Origin of the sequence: Myxococcus llanfairpwllgwyngyllgogerychwyrndrobwllllantysiliogogogochensis, assembly GCF_006636215.1 — a bacterium.
In the GTDB taxonomy this organism is placed as follows: Bacteria; Myxococcota; Myxococcia; order Myxococcales; family Myxococcaceae; genus Myxococcus; species Myxococcus llanfairpwllgwyngyllgogerychwyrndrobwllllantysiliogogogochensis.
The window spans coordinates 1-23,537 of sequence record NZ_VIFM01000017.1; the positions used below are offsets into that span (position 1 = coordinate 1).

The following is a 23,537-nucleotide window of genomic DNA, read 5'->3' on the forward strand; positions in this document are numbered from 1 at the left end:
GTGCTCACCCGCCAATGCCTGGACAGGCGAATTGGCAACAAGCTCACCTTGAAACGGGAGGTGGCCCGATGGGAGAGGATGCGCAACAAGGAGGGCGCCCGCGTCCGCTGGCGCTTCACTATAGACAGCGCCCGCACCAAGCTCGGGCGAGCATACCCCCAGGCCCAAGCAGCAGTGGCCGCTGCGGCCTGAACCCTTCAAAACCTCTGTGCCGAGGTACTAGTGGGCTCCGCGAGGCACGCAAACGGGTACTTCACGCCATGTCGTCAGCGCGTCCCTGAGGTGGCGCTTGCACGCCCGTTCCCAAGGTCCCAATGCTCCTCCAGCTTCGCGTGGTCGGCGAGGAGCGCGGACAGCCCTCCGACGCGCTCCAGCACCGCATCGCGCGCTCGCAGGGCCTTCTGGCGGACGGCGGCCACGTCCGTCCCGATGAGGCGCCCCTGGTGCTTCACGAGCTCGCCGCGAACCATCACCGACTCGACGTTCCCCGCGTGGGCCTGCAGCACCACCGCATCGCGCGGATGGCCCAGCGGAGTCATGTTCAGGGCGTCGGCGGCGAGGACAATCAGGTCCGCCTGTTTCCCGGGACGCAGGGAGCCCGTGACGGCCCCGAGCCCGATGGCATCGGCCGCGTCCTGCGTCACCATGCGGAGCATCTGGCCCGCCTTGAGGTCGAGCCTCCTGGGCAGGCCCGCCCGTGCATTCGCGCGGCCCCGCTCGGACTGGAGCGCGAGCCGCATGGCGGTGAACAGCTCGCCTCCGTTGCTCGCCACGACATCACAGCCGAGCGTCGTCCGAACCCCCGCGCGCAGGGCACGTCCGATGACGGGGAACCCCATGCCCATCTGAAGCTCCGACTCCGGGGTGGCGCAGATGGAGCCGCCACTGCCCGCGATTCGTGCCAGGTCGTCGTCACCGCTGAATGTGCAGTGCACGAAGAGGAGGTCCGGGCCGAGCAGGCCCTCACGCTCCAGTTGCTCGACTTCGCTCGGCCCCGTCACGGGCCATGCCGAGCAATGCAGGGTGATGGGCACGCCGAGCTCACGCGCCGAGCAGACCTCCGCTCGGCTCTGCTCCCAAGGAATCTGCATCTCCGTGAGCGCGATGCCCAGGCGCACCCGTCCGCTGTCGGAGGAGAGCGGGCCTTCGCGGAGCCGTCGTGCATCGGCGAAGCGGTGCTCGGGGGTGGGGAAGGAGGGACTCGGCTCGGAGCCCGCAGCGTAGCCATAGGCGAAGAGTGCCTGGATGTCCGACTCCTGGAGCCCCTGGAGGGCCGCGTCCGCATGTGCCGGTGACGCGATGCAGTGGGCGTGGTCGACGAGCGTCGTGATGCCCGCGTCGAGCGCCTCGAGTGCACCCGCGAGTGTGCCCGCATGGACATCCTCCGGGCGGAAGGCAGGGGAGAGCTTCACCCGGACGGCCGCGAGGTAGTCGAGCACCGTCCAGTCACCCCCCAACCCACGCAACGGCGTCTGCCACGTGTGCCGATGGGTATCGATGAGCCCCGGCATCACGAGCTTCCCCGCGAGAGGGAGCACGCGGCAGCCCTCCACGCGCAGCTCCCGGCCCATCGCGGTGATGAGCCCGTCCTCGATGAGGATATCGCCGCACGGAAGGTCTTCGTGCTCCCGGTCTCCCGTCACCACGGTGGCGCCCTGGAGAAGCCAACGCTCCGCCATCTGTCGCTCCTTTTGTCCGGACGTGCAGCGCTCACGCTCCGCCGGAATCAAGGCCTGCCTGATTAGTGTACGGTGTATATTAAGTCAAACCAGCCGCCTCGCGCGGTGCGTCCAATCCGTAGCAGGGCGCGCGCGCCGGGGATGCGAGGTGCGTAGCCTTCGTGACAGTGATGTCGCGGTGTGCAGCGCGCTACACCCCCAGTCGTGGTGGTAACCACTGGAAACACCTGGAGTCCCGGTTGGCCCATGCATTGCTCAAGAGGGGGCACGCACTCACACCCTTTCCAAGGAGCAGCTCATGAGAAACGCCAGGTCCTGGCTTGCCGGCGTCGCGGTGTTCGCCCTGGTCGCCACCGGATGCGACAGCGAGAACCCGCCCGATGCGCAGAAGGTCGCGGATGTCACCGCCAGCCGTTCGGCGGAGATGGTGCGCGGTGTCAGCGCGAGCGTGCGGACGATGAACGGCCTGCCCGCGGTCGACAGCCTGGAGGAGGCCCTCTCCGTCTTCAGCGCGGGCTTTGACGGCGTGCCCCTGCCGGCGCTCCCGAGTCAGGAGGATGAGGAGGGGGGCTCGTCGCTTCCCGACTTCTCCGACGAGGCCAAGACGAATGCCCAGTCCGCGCGACTGGAGAAGTACCTGCGCGAGCGCGTCTTCATCGCGGAGCACGTGGAGTCGACGGAGGGTGACTCCACCATCTTCCTGCTCAAGGGCGAGAAGGTCTGCACCGATGGCAGCGTGCTGGCGGACGCCGACTGCGTGAAGTTCGTGAACCAGTCCGAGCTGCGCGTGCGCGCGACGACCCTGGATGATGACGGGCTGGAGCTGACGTTCCTCATCGGGTCCAAGCGTGCCCAGCCCGTGTCGCTGCGCTTCCTGCCGAAGGCCACCTCCCTGGTGGTGGACCTGGGGGGCGTGAAGAGCGCGGTGCAGCAGCTCGACGCGGAGGCGGCCGCGGCGCTGCCCACGGTGATGGTGGGGCAGGTGGAGCTGAAGGTGACGAAGGCGGGGGAACAGCACTGGATTGTCAGCGGCTCCATCCTCCAGGCGCTGCGTCTGGAGCTGACGGGCGAGGATGGCACCATCGCCATCTCTTCGGAGCGCGCCGCTCCGCTGGTGGAGCTGGAGGCGGATGGCGCGGCGAAGCGCGCGCGCTTCCTGCTGGACCTGAACACCACCGAGGTGCGCCTGCCGTACGCGGGCCTGGCGCCGGCGCTGCGCGGCAAGGACTGGACGGTGTCCCTGTCGGGCCTGTCGTTCACCCTGGAGGCGACGGAGAACCAGAAGGACTTCACCGTGGCCCACGTGGGGCTCGGCGACGCGCAGAGCTTCTTGAGCCTGGGTGCCGACAAGCTCTTCACCCTGGACCTGAACAGCCAGTCCGGCCGCCACTTCGACCTGACGCTGTCGCGTGGGGATGACGGGCTGCCGCTGGTGCGCGTGCAGCCGGAGGTGGACCTGGTGGCGCGCTTCTTCCTGGCTCCGCTCAAGGCGGACGCCGAGATGGAAGTCCCGTCGGCGTACGAAGAGGCGACGTATCGCGTGCGCCTCACGGGTGGAACGGGCGGCCCGAGCCTGCGTCCGGTGCGGGCCAACGCCGCCACCGGCTTCAAGGGCGGCGTGCAGGTGGTGACGGGCGAGCTGTCGCTCACCGCGGGTGACTCGAGCGTGACCGTCGGCGCGGGCCAGTGCCTGGTGAGCCGTGAGAACTCGAGCGGCGGTGGTTCGCTGGTCGACTACCTGCAGGCGGGTGGCTGCCAGTAGCCCGCTGTCAGTGTTGATGTCCGAGAGCCGCGCCCCACTCCAAGGGTGGGCGCGGCTCTTTTTCGTGGCGCCAGGACGGTCCGCCGCGACGCGGCTGGCTCCGGCGACGACGCGGGGCTCCTGGGAAACGGGTGCGTTGACTCGGCGGCACAATGGGACCTGGGTCTCTTGCGAGTGCCTCCACGGGCCTCTCAGGCTGCGCTCCGCGGGTGCGTCGAAACCGTTTCGACGTGAGGCTTCCGGGGGGAGTCATGGCGCACGACGATGGGCAGGGTTCAGCACCGACGGCGGCGACGGGAATGGCACGCAGGACGCTGCTGCGGGGCCTGGGCGCGGCGGGAGTCGGGGCGGCCATCACCGGGACGGGTTCGACGGCGGCCGCGCCAGCACCGGGCCCCAGGGCCGTGGCCTCCGCGACGTCCACGGCCTCCGGGCAGATCACCGCCGAGGGAGTGACGCGAGCCCTGGCGGTGCTCGACGACATCGTCAAGAAGGACAAGGCGGCCACCTCCGTGCCCGGCATCGCGGTCGCCGTGGTGTACGAGGGCCAGGTCCGGTACCTCAAGGGCCTGGGCGAACGCCAGGCGGGCGTGGTGGGGGACGTCGATGTGGACACGGTGTTTCAGCTCGCCTCGGTCTCCAAGCCGCTGAGCTCCACGGTGATTGCCGCCGCGCTGACGCGGCGGTTGGCCAAGGTGGACTGGAACGACACGCTCCAGACCTTCCGTCCGGGCTTCACGCTCGCCGACGCGTGGGTGGGGCAGCACGTCACGGTCGCCGACATGTTCTCGCATCGCAGTGGCTTGCCCGACCATGCGGGAGACCTGCTCGAGGACCTCGGCTACACTGGTGAGCAGATCATCTCGAAGCTGGCGCTGTATCCCCTGGCGCGGTTTCGCGACAACTATGCCTATACCAACTATGGCCTGACGGCCGGAGCGCAGGCGTTCGCCACGGCGACTGGGCGCTCCTGGCAGGACCTGTCGCGGGAGATGATTTTCGCTCCGCTCGGCATGAGCAGCACCTCCTATTCCTTCGCGGACCTTCAGGCGAGCAAGAACCGGGCGGCGCTGCACACGCTGGTGAATGGCCAATGGACGCCGGACCTCGGCGCCAACAATGACGGTCAGGCGCCCGCCGGTGGCGCGAACTCGTCGGTGCGCGACCTGGCCCGGTGGCTGACGATGTTGATTTCGGGGGGCGGCTTCCCGGGGCTTCAGACCCCCGTGGTCGACGTACCAGGGCTGCAGACCGTCTGGAAGCCCAACAATGTCACCCATGGTCCGGAGGAGCTGGGGGGGAGGGCGAGCTTCTACGGGCTGGGCTGGAACGTCGACTACGAGGACACAGGGGAGCTGAGGCTCGGCCACTCGGGAGGCTTCGGGCGCGGAGCGTCCACGGTCATCACCGTCTATCCGTCCAAGAAGCTGGCCATCGCCGTGCTGACGAACTCGGACCCCCGGGGGGTTCCGGAGGCCATCGCCGCCGAGTTCGTGGACATCGTCCGCTACAATGCGTCGACGCGAGACTGGCTGGCCTTCCTCGCGCCCATCGTCGCCGAGCCCATCACCCCGGACCAGACGAAGTACTCCAAGCCCGCGGTGAACCCGACCCCCGCGCGGAACCTTGGCGCCTACGTCGGAACCTATCCGAATCGCGTCTACGGTGACCTCACCGTGTCGCTTCGAGACGGTGCGCTGTCCTTCACCGTCGGCCCCGCCGGCAAGCGATTCCCGCTCACCCACTACAGCGGTGACGAGTTCTACTTCCAGACCACGGGTGAGAACGCGAGCGGGTTCTCAGGGGCGCTCTTCGCGGCTCCACGAACGAAGGTCCTCTCGCTGACCATCAATGCGTGGAACCGCGACAAGCTGGGCGTGTTCACCCGCCGTTAGTCGCTCGGAACAGCGCGTCTTTGTCCTCTCTTCTCAGCCATCCTTGCGGATGCACCCCGATTTGTTGGTGAGCTCCGCCGGGCATTTGACCCGACGGAAGGTCATCTCGGGGTTGTCCGCGTTCTGAAACCAATCGAATCGCCAGTTGCAGCCCGGCTGCAGTTGAGTCGGCAATTGGGCGCATTGGGCCTTGGTGCTGATGCCGCCGTATTGTGCCCCCCAACCAGAGCTTGGAGCACCCCATTGAGGCGCACACCCGTTGAAAAGACCCACCCCGCCGCCAGGTATCAGCAGTTCGAAAAAGTTCGACCCGGTGCTTGGCCCCTGGCCGACCACCTGGACCACGTGCGTCTTGCCCTTCACGGTCGTGCTGGTGAACTGCAACGCGTAACAGGCGCAGCTCGTGTCACTCTCGGTCTTGCCAGGCAAGTCCGCCCTGGCAAATCCATAGGAGAAGGTCGGGGTCACGGCCCATGGCTGGTTGTTATTGCACGCGTAGCTGGAGCCGCCATTGCAGGCGCTTTGCGTGCTCGCATTGAGCACTGTTACGCCATCCTTGGCGCAAGACTTGACCGGAGCGTTGACCGCGGCCTTCCCAGTCCATGAACCGCTTGCCTTGCAACAATCCCAGGCGCGGACCGTTTTGCCCGGCGCTGCCGCGGACAAATAAGTCAAGGTGGGCTGCGCCGAAGCATCGGCTGCGGGAATGAGCAAGAAGACGAGTGCGGTCATCGCAATCGTCACTCGCCGAAGAGCAACTCCGTCATGAATGATTGGCATGTTTACAACGAGAACATGACGGCGAGTGTGCGTCAAGGCGCGGCCCACCTCATGGCACCGGGGCGGGCCACGCCTGCGCCCGTGGCCCGCCCCGGTGCGGGCGGCTCAGGGCACCGTGACTGTCGCGGCGTTGCTGCGTCGGCCGTTGCCAGCCCGGTCATAGGCGATGGCGACAATCACATGCGTGCCTGATTTGCCCGTCGTGTCCCACGCCCTCGTGAACGGCGCGGTGGTTGAATAGGGCGTCTGTATGACTCCGTCGATTTCAAAGACAACATAGAGCAAGGCCTGGCTGTCGGAGGCATTGGCGGACAGCGTGACGACGCCACTGACCACCGAGCCGTTGGCCGGCGCGGAGAGGAACGACGAGGGCAGGGCGTTGTCGACGATGAGGGTCCGGGTGTTCGTCTGGACGTTGCCCGCGTGGTCGGTCGCACGCAGTGTCAGGCTGTAGGAGGTGTTGCCCAGCACCCGCGTATCCCACGTGAAGTTGTAGGTGAAGCCCGAGTAGCCGGGCTGTGAGGCCACGAAGTTTCCGTTCAGGAGGAACTCCGCCAGGGCGACGCCCGAGAGGTTCTGGTCCGTCACCGTCCAGCCCAGATTGACGATGCCGCGCACGTAGTTCAGGGTCTGGGGCGTGTACGGGGGGGAGCCGGTCAGGATGATGGGGACGAAGTTGTCCACCAGGACGCTCACCGGGCTGGAGGTGCCCGACTCGTCATTCGCGTCGAAGGCCTGGGCCGTCAGCGTGCGTGGGCCGGAGGCCGTCGTCGTATTCCAGCTCACACTGAAGGGGGCCTGGGTGGCGGAGCCGATGAGCGTGGCCCCGTCGAAGAAGTCCACGCGCGTGACGCCCACGTCATCCGAGGCGTCCGCCGTGAGCGTGACAGTGCCACGCAGGAAGCTGCCCGGAGCCGGAGCGGTGAGCTCCACGGTGGGGGCCGTGAGGCTGGCGCACGCGTTGGAGGAGGCGCAGTCCAGGGGCGCACGCTCCTGCTGGACCGGTGCCTGGGTATTCTCCGGCAGGTCCTGACCCTCACCACAATTGATGGAAGCCATTGCGCCCACCCCGACCAGTGCGGCGACCAGGCCCCGGCCACTTCTCGAAACGATGCCCATGTGGATTCCCCCTTCGGGGTGTGGCGCTCGCATGGATTGGGAGCAACCACGGCATCGACATATCAAACAGCCCGCCTCGAAGGGGGCCTTGACAAGGAAGGACGGGTGCTGGGGGCTCAAAGCATGCCCCCCCAGTCCCGGGCTCCCTCAAGGCGCGGGGGCGGCCGCTTCGTTCACCAGGACATCATGGAAGTATGCATTCACATACCCCAGCGGACTGGGACTGCCGCTCGCGCAGGTGGGCAGGGCATGGGTCACCACCAACTCCTTGTTCGAGACTCCGGGAGCCTGGGTGTCCGCGACGGTGTAGGCGCCATGCACCTCCGGCTGGGTGTCCCGCTGGAACACGAAGCGGTCATTCACCGCGTCCCATTGGACCCGAAGCCTCACCTGTTCGCCCTGGTGAATCAGCCCCAGGTCCGCGGTGAAGAGCGAGCTGCGCTCCGTGCAGGACGCGTCCCTGCACCGCTCGATGGCCGCCTCCACCCGCAGCTCCTGCGAGCCCACGGGGTCTGTCGACCGGGAGACAATGCGGATGGCGGCTGTGATGTCATCGCGCGCACTGCCCCTGCCCGGAGTGGAGGCATTGAAGAAGTGGCCGGACAGCTCCGCCGTGCCGTGGGCGACTCCGAGTCTGGAGACCGAGCAACCCGTGCTTCTGGCGTTGTTCACGCGAACCTTCGCCTCGATGGCCGTCACCGCCGACGGCTGGGTGAAGCGCAGTCCGTACCGTCCGGCGCCCGTGTTGGAGCGGCTCATCAGCCGCAGGCGGGTGAAGGCCAGCTCACGAAGGGCCTGCTGCCGGCTTCCGCTCTCCTGGCTGGCCCACCGGGCCGGGTCGATGCCGCGCACCTTCGTCGCGCGAGGCGGGTTGGACTCCGTCGGGTTGAAGTTGTCGTAGGGCACCATCGGCTCGACGGCGTGGGCGGTCGCCGTGCCCCCGAGGAGCAGCGCGAGCACCGCGGACTTCAGATTCATTGCGCTCATGGGGACTCGAGCTCCTTCAGTTGGATGTAGTGGCGGACCCGGGCGTTGTCGCCCGTGTCCAGGTCCTTGCCTTCGGTCTCCAGGGTCATTCCGTTCTCATAGCCATTGAGGAAGCTCCCCATCAGCTCGAGCCCCATGAACCAATCATTGGGATTCGTCTCACCCTTCACCCGGCGGACCATTCCCGACCCCGCGAAGAAGCTGAAGTGGCCGTCCCGCTCGTCCACCGTCGTCCCGGCGCCCCCCTCGGGGATGGAGTCGTAGTGGTCATTGGGGCCGACATCCTCTTCCCAGATGGCCGACGTCATGTTCACCACCCCCGTGAAGTTCGCCGGCAGGTCAGGGAACTGCGTGGGATTGTCAGGGCCGGTGTGCACCAGCCAGTTCGGGTAGATGGTCTGGTCCTCGACGACGTTCAGGAAGGCGTTCTCCCGGAAGAAGCCATTCGCCGTCATGTGTACGCGGGGCGTGAACCAGTCCGCGCAGCAGCCGCTCTCCGTCTCCAAATCCGTGACCTGCTTCACCGCGTACTCCATCCGGTGCGGCTTGGCGGGGTTGTACTTCACGACATCCTTCACCCGCGTCAACGCCACGCTCACGTCCACCATCGCGTGGTCCGACAGGCATTGCTGGAAGAACTGCTGAGGGCTCTCCAGGAGGAAGCCGGAGTCGGGGTCGAAGTGCGGCTTCACGTCCGCCGTGGGCTCCTTGAGCAGGGCATAGGCGGGGAACTCCAGCGTGTCCTCGGCGGGGAACACCAGCACGTAGTCGAGGCGGTCCTTGGAGCCCAGCTCGTCCGTCACCAGGTCCGTGCACTGGCTGCTCAGCCACGTCCCGGTCGCCATCGGGTCCGGGCCGGACGAGGTGCGGGCCAGGTCCCGGGCTTCGGAGAACAGGGTGTTTGCCTTCTCGAACTCGGTGCGCTGGTTGATGGCCAGGAAGCTGGGGCCCACCATGTCTTGATAGGCCGGGAAGTTGGAGTCGGCCTGGGTGGCCTTGGGCCCCAGGGTGTTCATGTCCCCGAGCAAGAAGGCGGGGCGGTCCAGGCCGCTCGGCCAGGTGCCCTGGGGGAAGATGTCGTCGTCGCCGAGCAGGTACGGGAAGGTGTTGGCGTGCAGGGGCCCGCCCTTCCGCACCTGCTGAACGTAGGCCTTGATGTCGAAGAGCTGGTCCTCGCGGGCATCGGTGTCGGGGCCGGGGACGTTCTCTCCCGCGTTGACGTGGGTGCAGAACACGTCGACGAACTCGCCGTAGTCCGTCGCGGTGGAGACCCTGGATGCGCCGGTCTCTTCCATGACGATGACCGGCTCGGTCGCGGCGGGGGTGGCGATGCGAGCCCAGATGACGCCCTTGTCCTGGAGGCAGTCATTGCCGGTGCACATGTGCGAGGGGAAGTGGTGCACGCCTCCCTCGAGAATCTGCCGCGAGGACAACAGCACCAGGCCCGTGCTCTCGGTGGCCAGCTTGAGGACGTCGTCGTTCAGCTCCGTGACGGCCTGCATGGGCGGCAGCGACTCGATGGCGCGCAGCGCGTTGACCTTCTCGATGAGCTCGCCGCGCTCATGGGACATCCAGATTTCGGAGATGCAGGCGACCTCCTTCCTGAAAATCTTCGCGGCGACGGTGTCGATTTCTCCCGAGCCCCCGTCGCTGACCCAGAAGGTCGCATCGGGCATCTGCCCCACGTTCCACATCGTGAAGCTCAGGGGGATGGAGACGGGCTCCTTGAGCTCGAGCGTCTCCCAGGTGGAGGGCATGAAGTTGACGGGCGGCTGGTTCTTCACGTTGGGGAAGGTGCCGCCTCCCACCTTCTGCGTGGCGCCGGCCACCGAGAAGACGGTGCTCTGGAGGCCGAGGCCCAGCTTGCGGACGAGCGCCGACAGCGGCTCGCTGCCGACGATGGGCGGCACGCTCGAGCGCAGCTTCACGGCGAACTCGATGTGTACGCGGGACGGCTGCGCGCCCGGGGTCGCCACCGTGACGCTGGTGGCCCAGGCCTGGTTGGGGGCCGTCAGCGCCATCCATCCATTCGCGTTGTTGCCCATCCGCTGCGAGAGCGTGGTGTTTCCGTTCGGGCCGGTGGAGTAGCGAAGCTGGAGGTGACGGTCCTCGGAGCGGGGCATGTTCGCCCCGGCGACCTGGTTGATGGTGGCGTCGCGCTGGGCGTCGAGCCAGACGTCGATGATGCCGGAGGCGTCCAGGAAGTTCCCGTTGGCGTCCTTGGGTCGGGGCAGGCGCATGCCGATGAACAGCGTCTGCGAGTGGCAGGGGTTCGTCTGGACCGAGGGAATTCCCCCGGCATTGGGGACTCCGAAGTTGCACTCGTCCGAGGTGTATTCAGCGTTGTCGCTGACGAACAGGTAGAGCTCGCCGTTGGGGCCACCGTTCACGTAGTCCTGCAACGGGAACTTCTTGCCGTCGGCGTACTCCATCGGCGGAACCCAGCCGTCCACCGTGGGCTGGGTGCACGTCGCGCCGGGGGCGCAGTGGACCGCGGCGTTCTGGGGAGGAAGCCTCGTGACGTGGGGCGCCGCCAGGGCCCATGTGGGGACGAGACTGGCGAGAGCCAACAGGAATGCACCGCGTTGCATGAAACCTCCGGGTTGTGCCCCAGAGGAACGAAGGCGTTCGCGGATCTTCCCGCCTTCGATTCACGGCCCCGTTATTTGCGGCGCGACGGCGGGCGGCTCGCGGCCTCGGCGGCGGCCTCTCGCAGCTTGTCCTTCTTGCTCTTGCGCTTCCCCTTCACGCCGCCATTCACGTCCAGGGGCGGGGTGGGGACGTCGACGGGCTCGAACCCGGGGAGCTGCTCGCGCGCGAGGCGCAGCTGGTGGCGCCGCTCGATGAGCCGGAAGTGAGCCTGCGTGTCCGCGCTGATGAAGCTGATGGCCATGCCCGGCTCGCCGGCGCGGCCCGTGCGGCCAATCCGGTGCACGTAGTCCACGGGCGAGCGCGGCAGGTCGTAGTTCACGACCGCGGGGAGCTGCACGATGTCGATGCCGCGCGCGGCGACATCCGTGGCGACGAGGACCTGCACGCGCTTCGCCTTGAAGTCCGCGAGCGCGCGCGTGCGTGCTCCCTGGCTGAGCTCTCCGTGAAGGGGCGCCGCGGTGATGCCGGCGCGGTTGAGCTTCATCGCCACGTGCTCCGACCCATAGCGGCTGGCCACGAAGGTCAGGACGTGGGACCAGGCGTGCGTTTCCAGCAGGTGACGCAGCAGCATCGTCCGCCGGCCCGCGTCGACCTCGATGGCGCGCTGGACGACGAGGTCCGCGCCGGGCAGGGCTTCTGGCTGGATGTCGATGCGGGTGGGCTCGTGCAGCAACTGCTCGGCGAGCTTCCCCACCGCGGGCGGAAAGGTGGCGGAGAACAGTAGATTCTGGCGGCGCTTGGGGAGCAGGGCGAGCAGGCGCGTGAGCTCGTCGGCGAAGCCCAGCGAGAGGAGCTGGTCGGCCTCGTCGAGGACCAGGGTCTCCACGGTGGAGAGCCGGAGCGCGTTCTGGTCCACCAGGTCCAGCGCGCGGCCCGGCGTGGCCACGACGAGGTCCGCGCCTCCGCGCAGCGCCAGCATCTGGGGGTTGATGGAGACGCCGCCGACCGCGAGGCACGTCTTCAGGCGCCGGGGCAGATGGCGGCCGAGTTGCTCGACGGCATCGGCGATTTGCGCGGCGAGCTCGCGGGTGGGGACGACGATGAGGGCGCGGGTCCGCCGGGGATTGCCGCCAGGGCTCTGGGCCAGGGCCTCCAGGAGCGGCAGTACGAAGGCGGCGGTCTTCCCCGAGCCCGTCGGTGCCGACGCCCACACGTCACCGCCGCGCAGCACCGCCGGGATGGCCGCGCGTTGCACAGGGGTCGGGTCGAGGCAGTCGAGGTCGCTCATCGCGCGGACGAGCGCGTCCGAGAGACCGAGGGTGGAGAAGGTCATGGCGGCGCACCCTATCCCACCGTTGGGAACGCACCCGTCCGAAAGGGCGTCAAAGGAGGCGAGGTGGCACAGCGGCAGCCGCCCTGGCTGGCGGTGCTGGCGTGCCCACCGCAAGCGGAAAAGAGAGGGGCCGGTGTGAGATTCCGCTTCCTGGCGCGAACCATGGGGTGAAGGCGATGGACGCGTCACTCGCGCCCTCGCAACCTCTGGACCCTCGATGGCCGAACCTGACCGACATTCCCGCTTCCTCGCCCTCCTGGAGGCGCACCGGCGGATCCTCTACAAGGTCGCCCGCGTCTACGGCGGCCCTGGGGTGGAGCCAGACGACCTGGTCCAGGAGACCATCGCCCAGCTCTGGCAGTCGTTTCCCCGCTACGACGACCGGCTCCGGTTCTCGACCTGGATGTATCGGGTGGCGCTCAACGTGGCCATCTCCTTCCAGCGGAGGGAGGGGACGCGGAAGCGACATCTCGCGCCCGAGAGCCAGGAGATGCTGGAGGTGGCTCGGGACGTGGAGGGGCCTCCGTCGGAGGACCTCGCGCTCCTGTACCAGTGCATCGCCCGGCTCGATGACCTGAGCAAGGCCCTGGCGATGCTGTACCTGGATGGCCACGACCACGCGGACATCGCCGAGGTGCTCGGCATCAGCACCACCAATGTCTCGACGCGCATCGGCCGCCTGAAGGACCGGCTGCGCACGGACATGCGCAGCCTCTCAACCGACACGACGAAGGAGACCTGACGATGGAACTCGATGACTTCCAGAAGTGCTGGCAGGCGAATGACGCGCGGCTGGACGAGGTGATTCGCCTCAACCGACGGCTGCTGCGCGCGACGGAGCTGGAGGGGACGCGGACCATGATGGGGCGGCTGCGATGGTCACTGGGATTCGAGCTGGTGATGGGGCTGGTCAGTCTGGTCGCGCTGGGGGCCTTCATCGCGGCGAACGTGCGCGAGCCCCGGTTCGTCGTCCCCGCGCTCCTGGTTCATGGCGTGGCGCTCGTCCTCACGGCCGTCTCGGCCCGCCAGTGGCTGCGCGTGGGCGCGCTCGACTACGCCGCGCCCATCACCCAGCTCCAGGCCGGCGTGGAATCGTTGAGGGCTTCCACGGTCCGCACGACACAGTGGGTGCTGTGGCTGTCGCCGCTCCTGTGGACGCCGCTGCTCATCGTCGGGCTGCGAGGGCTTGTCGGGGTGGACGCCTATCGGGTGCTGGGGACAGGCTATCTGGCGGCGAACGTGCTCTTCGGGCTCGTGTTCCTGGCCATCATGGTGGTGGGCAGTCGATGGCTCACGAAGCGGCACACGGGGGCCGCGTGGCTCCAGCGACTGGCCCATGCCGTCGCGGGGACGAACCTGAACGTGGCGCGCGAGCAACTCGCCCGCCTCGCGGCCTTCGAGGCGTCGCCGCGAAGCATCGAGAAGTAGCCGGGTCTCCTGTGCGCACTGCCCACAGGGGCGACAGGTCGCACGGCGAGCGCTCCTCCTTTTCCACGGGCGCCCGGGGAGTGGATTATCGTCCCGCGCGCACGGGTCGTCGGTCGACCCGGAATGGGGGTCGTCGCGGTGCGCAAGGTGCAGATCATCGCCGTGGTGGTCGTGGTCGTCGGGTTCGTCGGCGCGGGCCTCGCGTCCGTGCTCAACCAGGCGCTCGGCGTCGGCAGGCTGCACGTCTTGACGGTGGCAGGCAGCGCCGTGGAGCTCGCCGTGGACGGGAAGCCGACGCCGGAGCTGAGCAAGGACGATGACCACCTCGTCTTCGAGGTCAGTCGCGGCCCTCACAAGGTGAAGCTGACGGACCCCACGTCCGGCACCGTCATCCACTACTCCGTCGACGTCCCCTACGGCTTCGCGGAGCTCCTCCTGCCGACACGCGAGGACCAGTGCTTCCTCCGCTTCGACATGACGGAGGCCGCCTACGGTCGGAGGAGCGCTGATTCCGAGCAGGTGTTGCCGCGGGTGACGGACCGGTATCAGAACACCAACGAACCCATCAGCATCCCCAGCCACACGTACTACACCCACGGCGAGCTGCCCGAAACGGTCAGGTCCTCCGAGAAGGCCTTCCTGCTGCGCGACACGCCCTGTGCCTTCGCGGGTGAGGGCGCCAACGAGGGATTGCAGCGCCTGGCGCTGTCTGAACGGGCGGATGAGTTGTTCACGGACCCTGACGCGCTGCTCGCCAACGACGCCGAGGAATAGCGGGACGGGCTGAAAGGTCTTCGAGTGGCGCTGGAGGTGCGCCGCGCGGGAGGGACGACCAGAAAACCGGGAGCCCTTCGTATGACAGGTACACCATGCGTACCTTCCCATCTCCTGCTGTGAGCGGAGTGCTGCCTCCGTTGTCCCGTGAAGCGGTTCCCGGCCCACGCCAGTCTCTCGGGGCCGAGGGCATCCTCCGGCGGTATCTCCCTCTCCTCCTGAGCGGCTTCGCGCTCCTCCTGGGACTGGTCCCCGCCGAGGCGTGGGCCACGTGTTATCCGTCTGGAGCGACCCAGGAGTGCAGCAAGGGGACCTGCCAGGGCACCCGTACCTGTGACGACTACTGGGGGCCGTGCGAATACGACGGTTCGTCCACCACCGCCTGCTCCGTGTGTGGACGCTCGGGCACTCGTTTCTGCTCCGAAACCGGCAATGTCATCGGGACCTCCTGCACGGCCTATCGGGCCCAGGACGACATCTGCAACGGGTGTGACGACGACGGCGACGGACAGATTGACGAAGACTATGTCCCCACCATCCTCTGTGACGCCCAGCAGAACGGGTGCTTCGGCAAGCTCCACTGCGTGAGCGGACAGCTCGTCTGCAAGGTCCAGGTGGGGACCCAGTATCTCTCCTGCGCGGATGACTGCAGCGGCTACTCGGCGAAGCGGTGGTGCCGGGAGAATGGCACCGTGGGGCCCTGTACTCGTGACACGCCCACCGCGGAGCTCTGCAACGGATGTGACGATGACCAGGACGGCGTCGTCAACAATGCCCCCGGCCAGGGTACGAACACCCTCACGCGTGAATGTGTGGGCCCCGGAGGCGCGTGCCCTGGTTCCACGGAGGCCTGTGCGACGGGCTCCTGGTCCGGCGTCTGCAATGCCCCTCCCGAGGCGTGCAACGGCCTGGACGATGACTGTGATGGGACCATCGACGAGAGCAACATCTGCCGCAGTGACCTGGGCTCCTGCTCCTGCACGCCGACGAGCTGCGCGGTCCAGGGCAGGAACTGCGGCTCCATCCCGGATGGCTGCGGCGGGACGCTGAGCTGCGGTGCCTGCGGCGCCGGGCAGATCTGCAACAACAACGTGTGCGTGGGGGCGTGCGCGCCCAGGACGTGTGCTCAGCAGGCCGTGGACTGCGGCGTCATCACGGACACTTGCGGTGGGACGCTGGATTGCGGCCCCTGCGGGATGAGCCAGGGCGGGTAGCGGAACCCGCGTCGGAAGACGCGCGGATTCAGGCTGCCTTCAACGTGTTCCAGACCATTCAGGCCGTAGGTCCAATCCGGGTCCAAAGGACTCGCAAGGAAGTGGCAATGAAGCGCTTCACGTCGATGCTTGTGTTGAGCGTCTCCCTGCTCCACGGCGCGGGAGGTTGTGGGTCATCCCAGCAGAGCCCTGCCTCGGAAGCCGAGCTGGGACAGTCGCGAGAGCGGGTGCTCAATGATGACCCGCTCGTCATTCCGCCCTTCTCCATGATGCACACGGAGACGAAGTCCACCGGCACCACGCCAGGGCAGGTGGACGCGAACTTCAACGTCACCTCGGACGGCGCGGCGTCCTATGGCTTCCCGCTCTGGGTGCCTCAGGGCCGCGCGGGCCTTGAGCCGAAGTTGTCGCTCGGTTACCACAGCCGCGCGGGCAATGGGCTGGTGGGCGTGGGCTGGGCGGTCAACGGCTTCTCGCAGGTCATGCGCTGCCGGAAGACCTTTGCCCAGGACGGGCTGACGGCCCCGGTGCGCTTCCTCCCGGAGGACGCCTTCTGTCTGGATGGCAAGCGACTGGTGGTTGTCGCCAGCAGCGGCTCGCTCATCGAGTACCGGACGGAGGTGGAGTCGTTCTCCAAGGTGCTCGCCCACATCGATGGCACGGGGGCTCCCGACTACTTCGAGGTGTACTCGAAGGATGGTCGCATCCTGTCCTACGGCAAGCACGCCACCACCTTCTCCCGTCTGGAGGGGCAGCGGATGAGCTTCACGACGGACCCGGCGACCGGGGTGGTGTCTCAGGGCCCCGACACCACCGTCCGGTTGAGCTGGGCGTTGTCCGAGGTCCGCGACCGCGCCGGCAATGATTTGCGCATCCGCTACGTGCTGGATGGCAACGCGAGCAGTGGCTACGAGCACGTGCCCGACCGCATCGACTACACGGGCCACGCGAGCGACACCACGGACAACCTCCGCCGTCGCAGCGTGCGCTTCGTCTATCCGGTGGCGGCCCGTCCGGACTCGGAGGTGCGCTTCGTGTCGGGCTTGAAGCTGCGCGCGTCCAAGCGGCTGTCGCGCATCGAGATGTATGGACCTGGCCTGGCCTCGACGCCCACGACGCGCAATGACGTGCTGCTTCGCGCCTACGAGCTGAGCTACCGCGTCGCCCGCGTCACCCGCAGGAGCTTGCTTGATCGCGTGTTCGAATGTGACGGCCAGGGCATCTGCCGGGACCCGGTGGAGCTCAGCTACACGGAGGGCGTGGACTGCAGCGCCAGCCCGGACAACGACTGTGATGACCCCGTCGTCCAGTTGCGTGACTTCCAGGCCGTGACGGCCACGGAGCTCGTGGGTGGCAACTACGTCCCCATCCGCGACGTCAAGACGCTGGGGGCTCCGGACGCCACCCTGGGTGGGCAGATCATTCCGGGCGTCCAGGACTTCTGGACGCTCCACACGCTGGATATCAACGGCGACGGACGGGATGACCTGCTCTACCGCCGCAACGACCAGGCCCGCATCATCTCGGACCCCGTTTATGGCAACACGGTCAGCCTGGGTGACTCTGTCTGGTACTACCGTCTGGCCGCCAGCGCGGGCGTCTTCGGCCCCCCCATCAACGCCCAGCTCCCCCTGTCCAAGACGGGCAATGGCGACGACGACCTGCGCATCGTCGACATGAACGGCGACGGCGTGTCGGAGGTCGTCGCGCTCCAGCGCGCGGACGCCAGCGGACAGAACGGCTACTACCAGTTGTATCGCTTCAACGGCTCGGCGTTCGAGGCGGCCAACATCCAGGCGGCGGAGACGTTCCAGTTCTGGTGGGAGGCCGCGACGTCCACGACCCCCGTCCGCGTCCCGGTGATGCAGGTTGCGGACATGAACGGTGACGGCCTGCCGGAGCTGTTCCGCTCCACCAAGTCCCCGCAGCCCTTTGACTGGGGCTACCGGATGAACCAGGGCGGGTTCGTGCTGTCGGCGTACACGCAGGTGCCGCTGCGCTCGGGCGTGGACCACGCGGGTTACACCGTCGACGTGGACGGCGATGGCAGCACCGAGGTGCTGGTGCGCACCGCCGACACCCGTACGGACGACGACTTCTCCGCGCAGTACCTCGCGGTGGGCGTGGGGGCGGCGGCTGCATACCGGTACGCCGACGCCGGGCTGTCCGCGGTGCCGGTGGCGTCCTCGCCTTCGCTCAACTGGCGCTGGCACTACAACAGGACCTGGTTCGTGGACATCAACGGCGACGGCCTCGCGGATGCGGTGAGCAGCCGGAGGGACCGCGACACCGACTCGCACGGGACGCTCTACGGCGACCTGCTCATCTCCATCAACACGGGCAACGGCTTCATGCCGCCCGTGGCGCAGAACCTGGACGCGAGGCACGAGCTGAGCCCCTCGTGGATTCGCCCCAATCCTCGCGGCCTGGACCCCGGCGTGCGGGTGATGGACTTCGACCGCGACGGTCGGCAGGACCTGCTGGTGACGGACGCGGGGGACTACAGCGGCCGAACGGAGACCCGCGCGAAGGTGTGGGTGCTGCTGGGCCGGGATGACCACTTCGAGCCGCGGGAGCTGGACATCCCCGTGGGCCACTCGACGGGAGGCACCTCCGTCGCGAAGCCCTTCGGCTACGGGCAGCGCTTCTCCCAGGTCTTCGACGCGAACGGAGACGGCCTCGCCGACATCATCCAGGTGGAGGACGACCTCTCGGTCCCCGTGGCGCAGCAGAAGGCCTACGGCGTGCTCCGCGTGTACCTGCGCCAGGGCGAGCTGCCGGACGCGCTGACGGCCGTCCGGGTGGGCAAGCATGGCAAGGCCGTGACGGCGCGCTACCAGCACTTCCTGCAGCAGCCGGCCGCGTCGGGACAGCCGCGCATCCACACCCCCGGCACCTGCGTCTACCCGCAGCAGTGTCCGCGCAACATGTGGGTCGTCGTCGAGTCGGGCGTCGACGACGGGACGCGCACCAGCAACTTCAACAAGTTCTTCTACGCCTATGAGGCCGCTCGCACGGACGTCCAGGGCCATGGCTGGCAGGGCTTCGGCAAGCGCACGCTCATCAACCGGCAGACGAACGCCACGACGGTGACCACCTATGACAACCAGTCGCGGACCAGCGGCCTGTACCTGCGCTCGTTCATTCCCGCGACGGAGGCGACGGCGCTGACGCTCGCCACGGGCGTCCGGCACGAGCACCAGCGCGGCCACCTCTACACGGTGGCGACCAGCGCGGGAGGCCGGCCCTTCCTCTACGCGAACCAGGTGACGGACGAGTATCGGGAAGGCACGGGGACGACGCTGCCCCTGACGCGCCGCAGCCGGCAGCTGCAAGCGCAGGACGCGCACGGCAACGCCACCACGACCGACCAGTTCGATGACGAGGTGCTGGCGGGGGCGCTCACCGGGCGCTCCTGGCACACCAAGACGGAGGTGCCCATCATCGACAACCTCGTGGCGAACTGGCTCATGGGCCTGCCTCGCCGGGTGGTGGTGACGAGCACCACCGCCGACCTGCGCACCCAGACGCGGGTGCTGACGCACGAGTACGACAGCCGGGGCCTGCTGCTGCAGACCGTGATGGAGCCGACGGGCGGCGCGGACGTGACGTTGACCACCCTGTACGGACGGGATGCCTTCGGACTGGTGGAGCAGGTGTCGCGCACCGGTTCGGGCACGACGCGTGTGGAGCGCACGCATTACGACGCGGTGGAGCACCTGCTTCCGGCCACCACCTTCAACGCCCAGGGGCACCGCAATCGCATGGCCTATCACCCCGGGCTTGGGATTCCGCTGGTCATCGAGGACTCCAACGGGTTGCTCACCCATCACCGCTACGACGGCTTCGGACGGCTTCGCAGCACCGTCGCGCCGTCGGGTGAGACGGAGCTCGTCAACTACGGCGCGGACTCCCTGGGCTGGCTGAAGGTCACCACGCAGGTGGTGGGCGGTCAGCAGACGGCCGTCACCGCCGACAACCTCGGCCGCGAGATTCGCCGTGACACGCGGGGCTTCGACAACCGCATCGTCACCGTGCTGAGCAGCTACGACGCGCTGGGCCGCAAGGTGAACGTGTCGAGGCCGTACTCCGGGGTGGCCCCGGTGCGCTACTCGGTGGCCACGTATGACCTGATGGACCGTCCGCTGAGCCTCACCGCGCCGGAAGGGGGCGCCGTCACCTATACGTACGACGGCCGCAAGACGACGCGCCTGGACGAGCGAAACAACAAGACGACCACGGAGTCCAACGCCATCGGTCAGCTCGTGGCCAGCAGTGCCTATGAAGCCACCGGACGGGAGCTGCGGACGACGTATGCCTTCGGCCCCTTCGGCGTGCTTCGCCAGGTGACCGACTCCGCGGGCAACTCGGTCGTGCTCGAGCACGACGTGCTGGGCCGCAGGACGCAGGTGACGGACCCCGACTCGGGCGTGAGCACCACCCTCTACAACGCCTTCGGCGACCCGCGTCTGGAGACGGATGGGAAGGGCGGACAGACGGTCTATGACGAGTACGACGCGCTGGGACGCCAGAAGCGGGTGACGACGCCGGATGGCCAGTACGCCCTGGAGTGGGACACCTCGCTCAAGGGGGCGATTACCAGCTCCACCAGCCCGGACGGTGTCACCGTCGCGCACCTCTACAACGTCAAGGGCCAGCTGGAGCAGAGCACCTGGAACATCGAGGGCTCCGCCTACGCCGTCAACCGCACCTATGACGCGAACGGGCGGCTGGCCACGGTGCAGTACCCGCAGGCGGGCGCCCGGCGCCTCTCCGTGGTCCATTCCTATTCGGACTACGGCTTCCTGAAGGAGGTCCGTTCCCCCACCGAGCCCAAGGCGTACTGGACGGCGCAGGGGTACGACGACCTGGGGCAGCTCACGCAGGAGCAGTTGGGCAACGACGTGGTGACGCACCGCCGTCACGACCCCAGGGGCCGGCTGCGCTTCATCGACTCGAAGCGCGGCGCCACCGCGCTCCAGGGCCTGGCCTACGAGTGGGACCTGGAGGGCAACCTCCTCAACCGCAACGACGTGCTCTCCAGGACGACGGAGGACTTCGAGTACGACACCCTGGACCGGCTCAAGAAGTGGACCGTGTTCCAGAACTGCCGCCGCTCCGCCCTGGAGTACCACTACGACGACCTGGGCAACCTGCTGGAGCGCCGCGTGCTGGAAGGCACCGGGACGGCGACCACCAGCACGTATACCGGCCCGGGAGCGGGGCCCCACGCGGTGAAGCAGACGCAGGCGGGAGCCTACGGTTACGACGCGAACGGCAACCAGGTGAGCGCGCCGAGCCGGGCGGTGACCTACACCGCGTTCGACCTGCCCCGGCGCATCACTGGCGCGGGCCGCGAGGTGAGCTTCAAGTACGACGGTGGCCAGGGGCGCGTGCTCAAGCGCAGCAGCCTGGGCGGTGTCACGACGTACGTGGGGGGCCTCTACGAGAAGCGTCAGCAGGGCGGCCAGACGCAGCATGTCTTCCATGTGTCGGGCGGCCCGCGCACCGTCGCGCAGGTCGTCTGGACGGACGGCGGCGCGGACCAGACGCTGTACCTGCTGGGCGACCACCTGGGCTCCACCGAGCGCGTGGTGGATGCCCTGGGCAACGTGCTCGACGGGGAGCGGATGAAGTTCGAGCCCTTTGGCGCCGGACGGATGCCGCACGCGCTGCCCGTGGCGGCGTCGGTGGGAACCAGCTCGGTGAAGAAGGGCTTCACGGGACACGAGGCCGATGACGAGTTCGGCCTGGTGAACATGGGCGGGCGTATCTACGACCCGGAGACGGCGCGCTTCCTCACGCCGGACCCCTTCGTCCAGTTCCCGCATGACGGTCAGTCCTACAACCGCTACGCCTACACGCTGAACAACCCGCTCCGGTGGACGGACCCGACGGGCTTCCAGGCGCAGGGGGATGACCTGCCGGATGGAGGCGAGACGATTGTCCGGGCGCCGCGATACCAGCCGCCGAACCTGGAGGCGGGCGCGGGCGCGGCGGAGTGGGGGGGGCCTCCGGCGGAGCTGTCTCGTTCCGCGGACCAGAACGGCACCAGCAGCCTGGAGGCACAGCACAAGGCCCTGGTCCGGCAGCAGCCCGGCAACCTGCCGCGCTACATGGCCCAGCACGGTCTGTCCCAGCCCACGCTGGGGACGTACTACGGCACCGAGCACGAATGGCAGATGGCGCGGTTCGAGCACTACCGGCGCATGACAGGCGAGGTGGTGAAGGTCGGCCTGGAGTTCGTGGCCGTGGACCTGCTGACGCGCGGCGTGGGTCGGGTGGCGAAGTTCGCCTTCCGGGCCGCCATCGTCGACGGAGCCATGGCGCTGCGGATGGCTGGCTCCAGCACGACCTCCTATGCCCGGGCCATCATGTTGGGCGGAGGCTGCTTCGTCGCGGGCACACCGGTGCTCGCGCTCGCGGGGCCGGTGCCCATCGAGGAGGTCCGAGAGGGAGACTGGGTCTGGGCATGGGACGAGGAGACGCAGGAGCCCGGCTGGCACCAGGTGTCACGCACCTTCGTCAAGCCGGACCGGGCCGTGCTGCTGCTGGAGCTCATCTCCGAGGACGCCGGGTCGCTGGAGGCGCTGGGCGTCACCGCCGAGCATCCCTTCTGGGTCCAGGGCCGGGGCTGGACCCAGGCGCAGATGCTGGCGCCGGGGGACGCGCTGCAGACGGTGGCGGGCAATCCCATCCGGGTCCACTCGCTCCAGTCGCTGCCGGGGCCGGAGACCGTCTACAACTTCGAGGTCGAGCACGCGCACACCTACTTCGTGGGCGAGCTGTCCACCTGGGTTCACAACATCTCGTCGATTGCCGCCAGCCGGGTGGCCCTCAACGAGCTGCCCGAGAGCGTCCTGTACCGCATCTCCAAGGGCGGTTTCGGCAGCCCCAGGAATCCGCGCCCGCCCACGCTCGCGGAGTTCAATCCCCGAATCTACGAGCTGTCCGCCGGGGAGCTGTCGGGGCGCATCGCCACGCGACTGCACCCGACGAATGACATCCAGCGGGGGGGCATCCTGAAGATGAGCAACGACGACCTGATCATGTTCCGGCTCGACGACCCCATCAGCGCCAGCGGGGCGAAGGGTGGATTGAGCCTGTCGGGTGGCCACCACCGGACGGAGGAAATCATCCGGCGCGTGCAGAGTGGTGAAATGGACCCTGGAACCATGGTCAAAGTCCTGCTTCATGACTGACCTCGCCTCACTGAAGAACGGCGCGGAGGCCGAGCTGCTGGGGGCCCGTGATTCGGGCCACCTGGACGACCTCCGCGCGCGGATCGCTGATTGGCCGCCCGCGCTCAGGGCGGCCTATGGCCCGGTTCTGGTCGCACTGGGAAGCCCGCCCCTGTCCGAGGAAGGTGGGGTGCGGGGCCTTCCCGGGGCGTCGGAGCGCCAGGGCGCGTGCAGGTTGGCGTTGCTGGCGATGTACGTGGACACGGGCACTCCGCGCTGGTCCAGCGGGCTGCTCGACAAGGTCCTCGACGCGGTGCTCGCCGTTCCCGGGGGCACCTGCGATGACTTCCTGCTGGCGCTGTGGCGGATGTGTGACGTGCCCTCGTTTCCGCTCACCGTGGTGGGCGTCCGGTTCATCCGTGATGTCGTCCGCGCCCTGTTGATCCGGCAGCGCCGAGGGATGCCCGTCGACCTGCGGTGGCTGACGCCGCTCGGGACGGGGCTGACGCCGGCGCGGGCGTGCTTCAGCTACCTGGTGCTCGCCCTGAAGCCGGAGTGGTTCACGGATGCGCTGGAGCAGTCCTTCCGGGGCGCGGTGAAGGACCCAGAGGTCCTGGAGGAAGTCTTCCCTCCGGGGCCCTGAGGCCCTCGCGGCAGGGGGCTCCTCCACGAAGGTGCGGGACCGTACGGCGGTGCACCCTCTCCGCGCTCTGTCCGAGGGGCCCGTCAGCGGCCCTCCCTGCCTCCCCGTGCCCGCTCGCCTGCCCGTAACGGGTGCTCGACTTCGCCCAGG

General features: G+C 68.1%; 14 protein-coding genes and 1 pseudogene. 9 read left to right on the top strand and 6 right to left on the bottom strand.

The genetic code is table 11. From position 1 onward, the window contains the following. Window positions 1–192: pseudogene (locus FJV41_RS53105) on the top strand (IS630 family transposase); the annotation flags it as partial. A gap of 74 nt (window positions 193–266) precedes the next feature. Here the strand turns inward: FJV41_RS53105 and FJV41_RS06335 are convergent. Next, a complete protein-coding gene (locus FJV41_RS06335; RefSeq protein ID WP_141641508.1) occupies window positions 267–1,679 on the bottom strand; it encodes an amidohydrolase family protein in 1,413 nt (470 codons plus the stop codon). 298 nt (window positions 1,680–1,977) lie between these two features. On the opposite strand from FJV41_RS06335, the gene FJV41_RS06340 reads away from it, so the two are divergent. Then, window positions 1,978–3,441, top strand: a complete 1,464-nt coding sequence (locus FJV41_RS06340) for a hypothetical protein (RefSeq protein WP_141641509.1) — start codon at window positions 1,978–1,980, stop codon at window positions 3,439–3,441. 251 nt (window positions 3,442–3,692) lie between these two features. Continuing rightward, entirely contained in the window at window positions 3,693–5,336 is a 1,644-nt protein-coding gene (locus tag FJV41_RS06345; RefSeq protein WP_181790436.1) for a serine hydrolase, read from the top strand. A gap of 33 nt (window positions 5,337–5,369) precedes the next feature. On the opposite strand, the gene FJV41_RS06350 is transcribed toward FJV41_RS06345, so the two are convergent. The 5 genes from FJV41_RS06350 to FJV41_RS06370 all read right to left on the bottom strand — a co-directional run bounded on the left by FJV41_RS06350 (window position 5,370) and on the right by FJV41_RS06370 (window position 12,147). Next, entirely contained in the window at window positions 5,370–6,068 is a 699-nt protein-coding gene (locus FJV41_RS06350; RefSeq protein ID WP_217446514.1) for a hypothetical protein, read from the bottom strand. Window positions 6,069–6,221: 153 nt separating this feature from the next. Then, the gene (locus tag FJV41_RS06355) at window positions 6,222–7,175 is read right to left on the bottom strand and encodes an Ig-like domain-containing protein (protein WP_246137034.1); all 954 of its coding nucleotides are present in this window, start codon (window positions 7,173–7,175) and stop codon (window positions 6,222–6,224) included. Between the two features lie 207 nt (window positions 7,176–7,382). Next, window positions 7,383–8,222, bottom strand: coding sequence for a hypothetical protein (locus FJV41_RS06360; RefSeq protein WP_141641512.1), 840 nt, complete (start codon window positions 8,220–8,222; stop codon window positions 7,383–7,385). Then, window positions 8,219–10,813: an exonuclease/endonuclease/phosphatase family protein gene (locus FJV41_RS06365; RefSeq protein WP_141641513.1), complete on the bottom strand. Its 2,595-nt coding sequence runs from the start codon at window positions 10,811–10,813 to the stop codon at window positions 8,219–8,221. Before FJV41_RS06365 ends, FJV41_RS06360 begins: the two co-directional genes overlap by 4 nt. Window positions 10,814–10,884: 71 nt before the next feature. Further along, window positions 10,885–12,147: a DEAD/DEAH box helicase gene (locus FJV41_RS06370; protein ID WP_141641514.1), complete on the bottom strand. Its 1,263-nt coding sequence runs from the start codon at window positions 12,145–12,147 to the stop codon at window positions 10,885–10,887. A 217-nt stretch (window positions 12,148–12,364) separates the two neighbouring features. On the opposite strand from FJV41_RS06370, the gene FJV41_RS06375 reads away from it, so the two are divergent. The 6 genes from FJV41_RS06375 (at window position 12,365) to FJV41_RS06400 (ending at window position 23,387) form a co-directional block, all read left to right on the top strand. After that, window positions 12,365–12,889, top strand: a complete 525-nt coding sequence (locus FJV41_RS06375; protein WP_141641515.1) for an RNA polymerase sigma factor — start codon at window positions 12,365–12,367, stop codon at window positions 12,887–12,889. Between the two features lie 2 nt (window positions 12,890–12,891). Then, window positions 12,892–13,575: a hypothetical protein gene (locus FJV41_RS06380; RefSeq protein WP_246137035.1), complete on the top strand. Its 684-nt coding sequence runs from the start codon at window positions 12,892–12,894 to the stop codon at window positions 13,573–13,575. A 123-nt stretch (window positions 13,576–13,698) separates the two neighbouring features. Continuing rightward, window positions 13,699–14,349: a hypothetical protein gene (locus FJV41_RS06385; RefSeq protein WP_141641517.1), complete on the top strand. Its 651-nt coding sequence runs from the start codon at window positions 13,699–13,701 to the stop codon at window positions 14,347–14,349. A 140-nt stretch (window positions 14,350–14,489) separates the two neighbouring features. Further along, window positions 14,490–15,563 carry a hypothetical protein gene (locus tag FJV41_RS06390; protein ID WP_141641518.1) on the top strand — a complete coding sequence of 358 codons (1,074 nt, stop codon included), beginning with the start codon at window positions 14,490–14,492 and terminating at the stop codon, window positions 15,561–15,563. A gap of 107 nt (window positions 15,564–15,670) precedes the next feature. Next, window positions 15,671–22,765, top strand: coding sequence for a polymorphic toxin-type HINT domain-containing protein (locus FJV41_RS06395; protein WP_141641519.1), 7,095 nt, complete (start codon window positions 15,671–15,673; stop codon window positions 22,763–22,765). Further along, a complete protein-coding gene (locus FJV41_RS06400) occupies window positions 22,758–23,387 on the top strand; it encodes a hypothetical protein (RefSeq protein ID WP_141641520.1) in 630 nt (209 codons plus the stop codon). Before FJV41_RS06395 ends, FJV41_RS06400 begins: the two co-directional genes overlap by 8 nt. The last annotated feature ends 150 nt before the right edge of the window (window positions 23,388–23,537 follow it).